Below are 12,915 nucleotides of genomic sequence, written 5' to 3' on the forward strand. Positions count from 1 at the left end.
AGCAGGTCTGTCTTTGCTATAACCCTATTTTTATAAATGCAACTAACGAAACCTGTACATCTTTCCCTTTCAGGACTATTTAGACATAGAGAGCTATGGGCCTTTAATTGCCTTCTTCTGTTTGTGTTGATGCCAATTGGCATTAAGCCTATCCTACAGCTAAACCACGAACTAAATGCCGGGCTGTTCCAGGATGATAAAATAAGCATCAAAGGCACCATCCTGGACAAAGCAACGAACACACCTATACCTTTTGCCTCTGTTTCTGTCGTGGGGAGGGAGCACCATGTTCAGGCCAATGGCAAAGGTTACTTCACGCTGTTGTTGCGTCCGGAAGACAGGATACATGCGCTCAGGGTTTCTTCCTTAGGCTACGTCTCCCGTGAATACAAAGTAGAAGCTTTGTTAGAAAAAGCAGGAGCGGGTGATGCCAAAATATTTCTGGAGCCAAAGCACAGGAGCCTGAAAGAGGTAGAGATAACTGCAAAGGCCCAAAAGTGGAAAGCGCAGCGGGTGGGATATCACATAGACGAAGGCACCTCTTTCCATTATCAGTTTACCCCTTCAGATACAGCGTCAGCAGAGGGGCCTGGGCAGGAAATAGGCACCCGGATCAAAGTGAAAAGGAAGCAGGCTGTGCTGCAAAGCGTTTCCTTCGGCCTGGCCGGCTCGGGTAACGCAGCTGTTAAGGTGGGGGTAAAGCTTTACTCCATCAAAGACAATCTGCCACATCAAAACCTTCTGCCTAAACCAGCCATCATCAGCATTAAGCCGCACCACACAGGCTGGATAACGGTGGACCTGGAGAAACACAACATCACCGTGGAAGGGGACTTTGCCCTTATCATTGAGTGGCTTTCGGAGACCACCAGGCTTAACAGCGGCTCGCTCATGACCTTTGCAACAACCCCCAAAGGACAGGTTACCTATTACCGGGCAGCGGGCGCGAAGCCCTGGAGGATTCGCAAATCGACATTACTTGATGTGAAGAGCATCGGCATGTATGCCACCCTGCTATACCAAAGGTGAGCAATCCCCAGCGGCCCTGCTCCTTGGAGGGGGGATAGGAGTGGGTTCTTTTTAATTTAAGTCAACTATACATCTTTCAGGCATTGAGAGGGATTTGTTCTTGCTGCTTTTACAGCCTGCATGCCAACGGTAAACCAGGCAACGAGCAGTGCTATCAGTCCGGCACTCATGAAATACCATAGCTCTAAATCTATTCTGTATGCAAAGTTGTCAAGCCAATAGGTTACGATGAGGTAGCTGAGTGGCAAGGCAATGAGGATGGAGGTTAGCACCAGCTTTGTGAAGTCGCTCGAAAGCAGGTAGACAATGTTGAACTCACTTGCCCCCAACACCTTTCGTACGCCTATTTCCTTCAGCCTTCTTTCGGCAGTGAAAGCAGCGAGGCCAAACAGGCCGAGGCAGGATATGAGAATGGCTAACCCGGCAAAGTATTTGGATAGCACAGCCACGCGTTGCTCTGCAGCATACAGTTCCTGGTAATCTTCGTTCAAAAACCTATAGTCGAATACAAAACCGGGATTATATCCTGTGTAAAACTGTTGCAGCTTTTCAATAGTCTCCTTTTCTCTTCCGGCTTCTATTTTCACCATTACCTTCATGGCAGTTATTGGCTCTAATCTGAAAAACATGGGCTTCACACGCTCATGCAACGACTGGAAATGAAAGTCCTTTGCCACACCAATAATTTTCTTGTCTTCCCCCCACAGGTTCACCACTTTGCCAATGGGGTCTTTCATTCCCATAGCTTTAATGGCTGCTTCGTTGAAGATGATTTTGGAGGTGTCTGCACCGAAGTCTCTTGAAAAGGTCCTGCCTTCCTTCATGTTTATACCCAGCGTTTCGATCATGTCGTAATTCACAGCCACTGTTTGAAAAGCAACGTCATCCTTGTTTTTCCCCTCCCACATTAAACCGATTGTAGAGCCATGATCGCTGATGATACTGCCCCCGCTGGATGCATGTATAACACCCGGTATTCTTTTTGCCTCTGAAAGAAAAGTATTCAGGTTGGTCTGCACCTTGCCTTCTGCGCTAAAATAAATGATGTTGTCTTTGTTGTAGCCCAGGTTCTTGGTCTGCACATACTCTATCTGCTTGTAAACAACCAGAACAGACACAATAAGTATAACTGATAGCGCAAACTGAAATACCACGAGCCCTTTTCGCGCCCACAGTTCTCCCCCCAGGCTATCCAGTTTACCTCTTAGCACAATGGCAGGCTTAAAGCCGGAAAGGTACAAGGCCGGGTAACTGCCTGCTAAAAGCCCGGTAAGAAAGGTGACGCCAAGCGCAGCCAAAACAAAGTGCGCATCGAAAGAGAGGGCAAGTTGCTTCCCGGTAATTTGATTGAAAGGAGCCAGGGAAAGCTCTACCAGCATAAGGGCAACTATCAGCGACGCAAAAGCCATCAGCATAGACTCGCCCATGTATTGGAAAACAAGTGATTCCCGGCTGGCACCCATGGCCTTTTTTATGCCCACTTCCTTTATTCTTCTGGAGGCTTTCGCCGTGGACAGGTTCATGAAGTTGATGCACGCAATCACGAGTATGAAAATGGCAATCATGGAAAACAGCTTCACATACTCTATTCTTCCTCCTGCCTGCACGCCATTCTCGTAGTTGTCGTACAAATATTTATCTGAAAAGGGCCGGATAAATAAAGAGACATTGGAGGCTGGAAGCTTGCTTTTGATGAACCCGCTAATCTTGTTGTTGAACTGGTGCGGACCTGTTCCTTCCCTTAAAAGCAGGAACGTCTCTGCGTTATGATTATCCCAGTGTATCCCGCTTCCGAGCATGTCTTTAAACTCCTCAAAAGAGAGCACAAAATCGTATTGCGCAGAGGAGTTAGGAGGGATGTTTTCGAAAACGCCGGAAACAACAACCGGTTTTTTGAACTGTAGAATCTGCCATTCTACGGTTTTGCCGACAACGTTCTGCGTGGTATTAAACAGCTTCAGCGCCAGTGCTTCGGATATAACAATGGCATTTTTGTCTTTTAGCACCTGGTCTTTATCTCCCTGGATAAGGTGATAGGAGAAAACATGAAAGAAATCCTTGCTTACAAACTGACCGGTTGCGCTGATGTGGTTCTCCTTTTTAGAAATGGTGAACATATCAGGGATAATAGAAGAACTGGCGGCATACGACACCTCAGGCAATTCTTCCGCCAGCGCCTCCGCCAAAAGCCCGGGGCCGCTTTCCCAGGTCTCAATGCTTTCCGAATTGTCATGGTTCGTCATCACCTGAAAGAGCTGACTATCGTTTTCATAAAACTTATCCGTGCTCACTTCATCATTCACCCACAGGAAAATGAGCAGCGTACAAGCCAGTCCTGTAGACAGGCCAGCCAGGTTTATAAAAAACGTGCTTTTGAACCGTTTGAAGTTTCTGTAGATGAGGAGAAGGCTGTGCTGGAACATGATAACTTCTGTTAGGCAGGCGTGATAAACATAGTCTTTGTTCCTTGTGTTATCCAATACATGTGCCACGATCAAAACAGGCTTCAGCTTCCTGTATTAGCCCTTTTGGGGCCGCGCGCTGTTCGAATACAGACACCAAAACGTACGATAACGTACGGTGAATCCTTGGCTGAAGCCATCTGAGGTTCGCTGTTTGGTGTCGTGTTTTTTCTCTTCTTAAGCGCGATTCTGCTATACTGGGCTCAACCCCGGTATCGTCAATTGATGCAAAGGTTATATTCTAAAACATTCTTGAGATGTGAGCCGGAAGAGCCAGCGTAGCATTGAGAACTCTATTTGGAACTCCAGATAGAGTTCTCAATGCTACGCTGATTACAAAAAACATTTATAGGAGCGGTGATGTCTATCCTACAGTACAGTTACACCCCCAAATTCTTTTAGCCCTCAAATCCTTCCAGCACGATCATCTTCGTGTTTGCTGCTTTGTGGCGGATGGCTTTGGCTTTAGTGTACTCCGGTGAGTTCCACCATTCCTTTGCCCGCGCTACTGATGGGAACTCCAGCATTACCATGCGGTTCGGTTTCCAATCGCCCTCCAGCGTTTCGTACTGGCCACCTCGTACTATAAATTTGCCATCGTAAGCGGCCAGCGAAGCCGGGGTTAACTTTTTATACTCTTCGTAGGTAGCTGGGTCTGTTACTTCAACTTCTACAATTACATATGCTGCCATAGTTCTTTTATTTTTGTTTTGGGTTGATAATAGTGTCGGTAATGATAATCACGTTACCAGTTCTTCCGGAAAATATTCGGCCTTGGCAGGTAATCCCCTAAATCGTAGAGCACTGTTTTGCCGGTAGCTTTCTCTTCCTGTACGCATACACCTACCGAGAACAGATCTACTGCTTTTGAAAAATCTTTGGTGTACACCAGCTCTTTCCAGGCATCGTTCATGTCATCAGACCAGTAAATATCATCGAAGATATAAATGGCGTTTTCTGACATAAGTGGCTTTACCCGTTCAGCATAGTGCAAGGTTGCCTCTTTTTCGTGCTGCCCGTCAATAAACACGCAATCAAATTTCGCCTTCTCTTTAATGAGCAAATCAATGGCATCATCGAATAGGTTGTTCATGATCCGGTAATGGGGAGATATCCTTCTCATGTTTTTATCCGCGATATTGCACAAGGATTCAGAGCCTTCTATTGTCGTCAGTTCCACTCCTTTAGCAGAGACAAAATAGCTTCCCGAAAAACCGGTGTTCGTGCCTAGTTCCAATACTCTTTTGGCGCCATACCCTTCCACAATTCTTCGCAGGAGCATGCCCTTTAGTTTCGGGGAACCTGTTTTTACGTGTGCTTCAATGTTGCTCTCCACATACTCCCCGCTAAGCGCATGCCCCTGCGCATCTTTCTGAAAAGAGCCGGAGTGGGGGGACGTATAGCTGGCTATCTTTTGTGCCTCAGATACTTTTGGAATCTGCGAGCGGAATGCCTCTATTTTAATGGCGATAGCTCTTTCATCCGAACTTAAATAAGGAACAAATTGCAGCCTTGCCGGCGGGTGAAATTCCTGCGGGAGCTTCCTTAAAAAATCAGAATGAAACTGATTATAGTTAACAGCCCGTGCTACAACTTCTTTTAAATACTTGCTTATTTTACTCATTAGAAATGGTGTGTTGATTTGATTGGCAAAAAGCTTTTCAGGGAAGAAACAGTCTTTCTAAAGAAGCTTTTTGCACCTGTCAGGAACAGGATATTTATGTATGTAATAAAAGAACCCACCCCTGCCCCTCCGAGGAGGGGAATTTCTACATTTGTAATTAAATTCCCTCCTCGGAGGGGCAGGGTGGGTTAAAAACATCTCTCGCTCATTAGCAGCCACTACTCCGCAACATTTACGATTTACTTACTCTTCGCAGTTTTCGGTGCATCTCCTGAAAAGAGTACGGGTGGCTTTCTGTGCTTTGTGCCTTGCTCGTAGGAGTAGGTCAGCTTAATCAGGCCTGGCTCATCAAACATTCTGCCCAGGAACTGCAGGCCGGCTGGCAGGTTCTCATAGGTATAGCCCATAGGTACTGTAAAAGCAGGCTGCCCTGTATGCGGGGCGATAATCTGGCTGTTGTCTCCCTTGTAACCCTTGAAGTCTCCCACTCTGGCGGGTGGGTTGTTCCAGGTAGGGTAAATGAGCGCGTCTACCTGGTGCTTGTCCATTGCGGCTACCACTGCATCCCGGAAAGAGATTCTTTTAGGATCCGTATAAGCGTCACCACAGGCATGAGCGGCGTCATCCGGATGTTCAGCCTGCTCAAATTCGTGTTGCAGGTTTTCTTTTATGTAAGGAGAATACTTGCCTGAAACAATGACCTCCTCCAGGCTGCTCACTGGCGCTCCTTCACCTAAAGAAAAAAGGTATTGGTTAATGTCCTGCCGGAACACTGAGCACCACTGGTCTTTGCTCAGGCTATCAAAGTTTTCTACCTCCACAGAATCCACCACTACGGCACCTAATCTTCTGAGGTCTGCAATAGCCTGTTCAAAAAGAGCCTTCACCTGTGGGTCGGGGTTCTTTTCACTCAGGGTTCTGAACACACCAATACGGGCACCTTTCAGGCCATCTTTGTTTAAAAACTGGCGGTAGTTTTCCTGTACTTTCCCTTCGCTGTGTTTGGTGAGCGGATCGGCTGGGTCATACCCGGCAATAGCCTCCAGTATTTTGGTGGCATCGGCTACAGTACGGGCCATGGGGCCGCCTACGTCGTTGCGCAGGTACAGGGGGGCAATACCGTGCCGGCTGGTCAGGCCCAGTGTAGAGCGGAAGCCTACCAGGGCATTGTGTGAAGAAGGGCCTCTGATGGAGTTGCCCGTGTCGGTGCCTAAACCCACGGTGCCCATGCTGGTCGCCACAGCCGCCGCCGTGCCGCCGCTGGAACCTGCTGGAACGTGATTCAGATTGTAGGGGTTCAGCGTTTCGCCGGCAATAGAGCTGATGGTGACCATGGGGCTGAAGGCCCATTCCGCCATATTGGATTTGGCCAGGACAATGGCGCCGGCTTCTTTCAAAGCTTTTACCTGGTATGCATCTTCGGACGGAGCAAATCCTTCCAGCGCCAGCGAACCGGCTGTGGTCTGCAGGCCTTCCGTATTATAGTTATCTTTCACAATAACCGGAATGCAGTGCAGCTTCCGGAGCTTTTTTGTCTGGGCAAATTCCTGGTCCAGTTCCCTTGCCCTTTCCAGTGCCTTCGGGTTAGTCACCACGATAGCGTTTAGTTTGGTGGGCTGGTCGAAGGTTTGAATGCGGGTAAGGTAAGCAGTTACCAACTGCTCACAACTGCAGGTACCTGCCTGAAAGGCCTCGTGTATGTCAGCGATGGTTGCCTCCTGTATGCTGAAAGATTTTTTAGCAACACTGCTCCTGGTAGTGGTGCCTTTCTCCGCCGCCTGCGGGGTACAACTGTTAAATAAGAAAAAACAAAATAAGCAGTAGAGAACTGCTGAAAAATGAAAGCGCATGGGCTTGTTAATTTTTTATTGTCAGAAGTAAAGCTACAGGTATTCTGGCTATCTGAAAAGGTGTTGGCCTGAAAAAAAATATGGGAATGTTAACAGATGATGTAGCATGGCAGCAGCCTTCTGCTGTAACATATGCATACTTTCTTAAAATAAACTTAACTTTAAGCTGCTGAGCTGCCGTTGAGCTGTTTAGCCATTCTCTAAGTTTAACAATTGAATAGCAAATGCCAAAGTTTTACCAGGTCATAAGTTTAGCCCTACTTATGGCTGTCACTCAAACATCCTGTTCCACTACAAAAGAAGCGGCGCAACAACCAACTGCCGCTAGCCAAACAGAGAACACTGTAAAGGCCAGACCAGCCTCCAGAAGCGGCTTCAAAAACTACAATGAAGTTATCACAAAAGACGCTGTGTCAGACCAGGGGCTTTTCACCATCCACAGGGTGGGGGACAAGTACTACTATGAAATACCTGATTCGCTGCTGCAGCGCGATTTCCTGTGGATAAGCCGGTTTGCCAGCCTTCCGTCCGGGCTGGGCGGCGGATACGTAAACGCAGGTTCTTCTGTGAATGAGCAGATGGTGGTGTGGCAGAAGTTTAATGACAAAATTGTGCTGAAGACGAAGTCGTACAACGCTGTTGCGGCCGACTCTCTACCAATTAGCCTCTCGGTGCAGGCCAACAATTACCAGCCAACCATCTATGCGTTCGATATCGCTGCCTTGTCAAGAGACTCAGCAGGGTATGTAATTGATGTAACCAAGTTCTTCTCCAGCGACATCAAAGTAATCAGCGGCCTTAGTGCTGATATGCGGAAGAACTATAAAGTGAGCAAGCTGGATGAGAGCCGCAGTTTTATCAACAGTGTGAAAAGTTTTCCGCTGAACATAGAGGTGAAGCAGGACTTTACCTATGATGCTGCCGAGCCGCCTTCTAACTCTGCCACCGGGTCAATTAGCTTGATGATGAACCAGTCGATGGTGCTGCTGCCGAAAGAGCCGATGCAGCCCCGCATCAACGACTACCGCGTAGGCTACTTTACTATCCGGCAGGTCGACTATGGCTCGGAGGCGCTGAAAGCCGACGAGAAATCATACATCCGCCGCTGGAAGTTAGTGCCCAAAGACATTGCAGCCTATGAGCGCGGCGAACTGGTAGAGCCGGTCAAGCCAATTGTATACTACCTCGACCCAGCCACACCTGATAAGCTGCGCCCATACATTAAAGCGGGTGTGGAGCAATGGCAGAAAGCTTTTGAAACTGCCGGCTTCAAGAATGCCATCATCGCCAAAGACCCGCCTTCACCGGAGGAAGACCCGGATTTCAGCCCGGAAGATGTGCGCTACTCCGTTATACGCTATGTAGCCAGTACCACCCGCAACGCCGTTGGCCCGAGTGTGTCTGACCCGCGCTCCGGGGAAATTATTGAAAGTGACATTATCTGGTATCACAACCACCTGCGCTCTTACAGAAATAGGTATTTACTGGAGACAGGCGCTGCCAACCCGAACGCCCGCACCCTCGAAACTCCGCTGGAAGACCTGGGCGAGATGATGCTAGAGGTGATTACGCATGAAGTGGGCCATGCCCTTGGTTTGCCGCACAACATGAAAGCCAGCGCCGCCTACCCAACAGATTCGCTTCGTTCGGGAGCATTTACGCAGCAATACGGCATTGCCGCCACCATCATGGACTATGCCCGCTACAACTACATCGCACAGCCCGGCGACCAGAATATCCGGTTCATCCGTCAGTTAGGGCCTTACGACCATTATGCCATTAACTGGGGCTACCGCTACCTGCCAGATGCCAACAGCGCAGAGGAGGAAGTGCCGACACTATCGAAATGGATAACGGAAAGAACCGGCGACCCGATTTACCAGTTCGGCAGCGGTAGCGGCGGCTACGACCCGGAAAGCCAGACAGAAGGCATCGGTGCGAATGTAGTGGAGTCCAGCACTTATGGCCTGAAGAACCTGAAGCGGGTAGCGCCGAAGCTGTATGAGTGGACGGCAGCCCAAACCAATGACTACGATGACCTCGAAGAACTTTACGGTGAACTGGTTGGTGTTTGGAGCCGCTACATTGGCCACGTGGTAACGAATGTGGGGGGAGTGCATGAAAACCGCCTGAAGCCGGAGCAGACAGGTTACATCTTTACACCCGTAGCTGCCAAAACACAGACAGCATCCATGGATTGGCTTCTGAATAACGCTTTTTCTTCACCGGAGTGGCTGCACCAGACAAACATCAGCCGCAATATTCACCATGCCAGCTATGTGGAGAGCATCCGCAACCTGCAGGAGCGCCACCTGAACAACCTGCTTTCCGCAGACAGAATGGCCCGCCTGATGGAAAATGAGGTGAACAACGTAGGCTACAATGCCCTGGACATGGTACGCCAGCTACAGCGCGGCATCTGGAGCGAGGTATACAGCGGCGCCAAGATTGATATCTATCGCCGCAACCTGCAAAAGGCCTACCTGGACCGCATGAACTACCTGCTAAACGAAGAGCCGGCCCGAAGCAACCGCAACTACGGAACGCCGGTGGAAATCAGCCAGTCTGATATCCGTTCGATTGCAAGAGGCGAACTCGTAAAGCTGCAGCGCCAGCTGAGAAGTACCCAGAGCCGTTACAATAACGACCTCAGCCGATACCATATAGATGATGCCATTGTCAGGATTGAAAATATCCTGAATCCGAAGAAAGCCTAAAGTTGGCTCAGAAACATTAAATATGAACGCCCCTCCAATCGGAAGGGCTTTTCATTGGTTGAGGTGATTAAACCAAAGGCCTTCAAGCCTGGCATATATCTGAAAAAGAAGATTTTAGGTGTGAATAATAATATTTACCTTACTTTAAGGTTAGTATAAGAAACACAGTCGATTATATTTTATTTTACATCAGCAGGATTCGCAGCATGAAGCACATTCTTATTTTAGCAATATGTATTTTTATTGGAGAGGGTGCCATGGCACAGATAAACCTGAACAAGGTAAAATCGGCCCTGAGTGGCAACAGCCAACTCTCTTCAGATGAAGTGGGGGCAGGGTTGAAAGAGGCCTTAACGGTTGGCGTTTCAAAGGGGTCAGACATGGTATCGCAGGCAGACGGGTTCTATAAAAATCCCGCTATCCGTATTCCTTTCCCACCCGAGGCTCAGAAAGTAGAAGACAGGCTTCGCCAGATAGGCATGGGCGGTGAAGTAGATAAATTTGTACTTGCCCTCAACCGTGCAGCAGAAGATGCTGCACAGGAAGCCAAACCCGTATTTGTGTCGGCCATTAAACAAATGACCATTCAGGATGCCTGGTCTATTTTGCAGGGGCAGAACGATGCCGCCACGCAATACCTGAGCCGCACGACATCAGGCCAACTGAATGAGAAGTTTAAACCTATCATACAGAACTCACTGAATAAGGTAGACGCCACCCAGCTTTACGCTAACCTGATTAACACCTACAACAAAATTCCCCTGGTGCAGAAAATGAACCCGGACTTGGATGAATACGCTACCCAGAAAGCCATTGATGGCCTTTTTGTAATGGTCGCACAAGAGGAAAAAAACATCCGCCAGAACCCAGGCGCCAGAACCACTGACTTACTGCAAAAAGTTTTTGCGGCTCAAAAGTAAATAAATGCAACGCTGAACAGCGCTGTTATAGCAAATCAAAAGCCCTTCCAACCGGAAGGGCTTTTTGTGTCTGAAGAATATAGGATGCTAAACAAATGCTACCGCTTCTCCAGTTTCCTGAGCTCCTGCTCTATATAGCTTTTGGGGAGCCAGCGCTTGCCTACCAGCACGCCCTCTATCTGCTGTGTTTGTTCAATTTGCTCTAATGGGTTGCCCGCCAATAACACAAGGTCAGCGGCAGCGCCGGGTTTGATAACGCCAATATCGTTGCGGTTCAGGTAACGACCTATGTTAACGGTGCCGGTGCGAAGCGCTTCGTAAGGACTAAGGCCTGCGTCTACGAGATATTTTAGCTCGTGGTGCGTCGAGAAGCCCGGCACATTGAATACCTGTGGCGCATCGGAGCCGAGCAGCAGCCCAACGCCATTTCGGTTCGCTTCATAAATAAGTTTTCTTCTGAGCTGTACGTAATCCGCTATTTCCGCTGCATCGTACTGCGGGTTCTGCATCAGGTTCTTTTTCGTGGATGTCCAGTTATCAAGCGTTTTAGGCGCCATGTATTTCATTTCCGGTGCCTGTCGCAGCACTTCGGGGTCTTTGTCAGCCGCTATCCATCGCTCAGCAAGCGCCTGCGTCGGAACAACCCATATATCGTTTTCACGGAGTGCGTTCATCAGCTTGGGTATGCGGCTTTCGTCAGCCTGGTCAGCAATGTACATGGCAAACAAACCCGCTTGCTGCTCCGGAATGGTATCAAGGCCAGGCACAAGGCTCTCCACAAAGCCATCCAGGTGATCGATAGAGGCATAGCCGCTTTCAATGGCGCGCCAGACACCCACCTCATAAGACACATGGCCGGCAAACGGGATGCCTACTTCTTTGGCAGTGCTGGAGATGGCGGCAAAGGTTTCGGGCGTGAGGCCGGGGTGCAGCTTTAGGAAATCGTATCCTGCCTGCTTCTGCTGGCGCACCATTTCAGCGCCTTCAGCCGGGGTTTTTACACTGTTGCCGTTAAAGGAAGGACCAGAGGTATAAAAGCGGGGGCTGATAAGTTGTCCGCTCTCAATCCTGTCGCGCAGCTCCAGGTGGCGCGGGTGGCCCAGCATTCCGCGGATGGTCGTAATGCCCTTCAGCGCGAAAAGCTTTAGAACTTCCTCCATCGGTTCAAATTCATCTACAGGAGGTACGTGCGCATGCATCTCCGCCAGGCCCGGCATCAGGTATTTACCTTCCCCGTTTATCACCAAGGCATCTTTGCTGTACTTCACTTCCCCTGATTTGCCCATGGCACTGATAACACCGTCTTTCACCACCACGACCTGATTTGTGAGCACCTGCTCTTTATCCATGGGGATGACATTGACCGCACGAAAAACTATTTCGCGGTTCCCGGAGTGCACCGGCTCCTGTGCCATACCGGAGATACTGAATAGCACAAGAAAACAGGCGAAGGCTGCTTTCAGGAGTTTATTTGTTGCGTATTGAAGCATAAGAAACAGGATTTAGAATGAGACGAAACAGCAGGAAAGCATCATTTCCTAATTACAAGAGAAGTAAATCCTTTCATAGCAACTGTTCTACCATGAAATACTCCTAAAAGACTTCAAGTGTTTACTCATGGCAGAGCAACAGGTTGTTCTGCCGCCAGCCTTATTTCGAACCAGGGTATTTCCTTTCTTGCCTGGCAACCGGAGGGTGTGTAACAGCGAAAGATTTCGTGCTTTATACTCCGTTGTACATGCCGGTCAGGATTGCTTTCTGGTAGTTTTTTTATCGTACAGAGAAAGTGTCCGTAAGAGAAGAATTATCTGAAACTAAATTTAATAATCATGAAGAAGACTTTCAATTTTATAATGACAGCGGCTTTTCTCTCATCGGCACTTGTATTCGCCTCCTGTTCTGATAATCAGGCCACCGAGGACTCTGACTTGGAAGGAATGACAACCGGAGGACTTGATATTGGTGGCGCTGCCGCTGGCGAAGGCGTGGATACTACGATTGTAGAAACCGATACCCTCCGCACCACAGCCGGCTCAACAACTGGTACTACCGGTGGAGCTACTACTAATTAATTCAGGAACCAGCCTCCGTTAGTGAGAAAGTCCTCCTTTGCAGAGGGTAGGGTAGAATTTATAATATACTTTGGTTCAATTGTAAAGCAGGTTCAAATTGCAACTTTGTGCATGATTATCTACAGGTGAAATCATCCCCCTCACCCCCTTCAAAGGTGGACAATACACATTATCTCTAACCTCATATCAGAACAAAGACTGCAGCAGTTGGTGTTTCCCTTTTGTAGCTGTCCGGAATCAC

9 protein-coding genes are annotated in these 12,915 nt (G+C 48.6%); 4 read left to right on the forward strand and 5 right to left on the reverse strand.

The features are described 5' to 3' along the window. Nucleotides 1-129 precede the first annotated feature (129 nt). Entirely contained in the window at nucleotides 130-1,029 is a 900-nt protein-coding gene (locus DXT99_RS07990; RefSeq protein WP_181885066.1) for a carboxypeptidase-like regulatory domain-containing protein, read from the forward strand. A 65-nt stretch (nucleotides 1,030-1,094) separates the two neighbouring features. Here the strand turns inward: DXT99_RS07990 and DXT99_RS07995 are convergent, their stop codons facing one another. The 4 genes from DXT99_RS07995 to DXT99_RS08010 all read right to left on the reverse strand — a co-directional run bounded on the left by DXT99_RS07995 (nucleotide 1,095) and on the right by DXT99_RS08010 (nucleotide 6,965). Continuing rightward, complete coding sequence (locus DXT99_RS07995; RefSeq protein ID WP_246000533.1) at nucleotides 1,095-3,521, reverse strand: ABC transporter permease; 2,427 nt, start codon at nucleotides 3,519-3,521, stop codon at nucleotides 1,095-1,097. A gap of 368 nt (nucleotides 3,522-3,889) precedes the next feature. Beyond that, entirely contained in the window at nucleotides 3,890-4,183 is a 294-nt protein-coding gene (locus tag DXT99_RS08000; protein WP_115564995.1) for a DUF1330 domain-containing protein, read from the reverse strand. A 53-nt stretch (nucleotides 4,184-4,236) separates the two neighbouring features. Further along, the gene (locus tag DXT99_RS08005) at nucleotides 4,237-5,115 is read right to left on the reverse strand and encodes an O-methyltransferase (protein ID WP_115564996.1); all 879 of its coding nucleotides are present in this window, start codon (nucleotides 5,113-5,115) and stop codon (nucleotides 4,237-4,239) included. Between the two features lie 239 nt (nucleotides 5,116-5,354). Beyond that, nucleotides 5,355-6,965, reverse strand: a complete 1,611-nt coding sequence (locus DXT99_RS08010) for an amidase family protein (protein WP_115564997.1) — start codon at nucleotides 6,963-6,965, stop codon at nucleotides 5,355-5,357. 263 nt (nucleotides 6,966-7,228) lie between these two features. Here DXT99_RS08010 and DXT99_RS08015 point away from each other — a divergent pair, with 263 nt between their 5' ends. Together DXT99_RS08015 and DXT99_RS08020 are read left to right on the forward strand one after the other, a co-directional pair. After that, a complete protein-coding gene (locus DXT99_RS08015) occupies nucleotides 7,229-9,682 on the forward strand; it encodes a zinc-dependent metalloprotease (protein ID WP_246000568.1) in 2,454 nt (817 codons plus the stop codon). Nucleotides 9,683-9,888: 206 nt separating this feature from the next. Beyond that, nucleotides 9,889-10,602 carry a DUF4197 domain-containing protein gene (locus tag DXT99_RS08020; protein ID WP_115564999.1) on the forward strand — a complete coding sequence of 238 codons (714 nt, stop codon included), beginning with the start codon at nucleotides 9,889-9,891 and terminating at the stop codon, nucleotides 10,600-10,602. A gap of 98 nt (nucleotides 10,603-10,700) precedes the next feature. On the opposite strand, the gene DXT99_RS08025 is transcribed toward DXT99_RS08020, so the two are convergent. Beyond that, a complete protein-coding gene (locus DXT99_RS08025) occupies nucleotides 10,701-12,092 on the reverse strand; it encodes an amidohydrolase family protein (RefSeq protein ID WP_246000571.1) in 1,392 nt (463 codons plus the stop codon). A 339-nt stretch (nucleotides 12,093-12,431) separates the two neighbouring features. Here DXT99_RS08025 and DXT99_RS08030 point away from each other — a divergent pair, with 339 nt between their 5' ends. Beyond that, nucleotides 12,432-12,674, forward strand: a complete 243-nt coding sequence (locus DXT99_RS08030) for a hypothetical protein (protein ID WP_115565000.1) — start codon at nucleotides 12,432-12,434, stop codon at nucleotides 12,672-12,674. Nucleotides 12,675-12,915: the final 241 nt, after the last annotated feature.

Source organism: Pontibacter diazotrophicus, assembly GCF_003367245.1.
GTDB classification, from domain to species: Bacteria; Bacteroidota; Bacteroidia; order Cytophagales; family Hymenobacteraceae; genus Pontibacter; species Pontibacter diazotrophicus.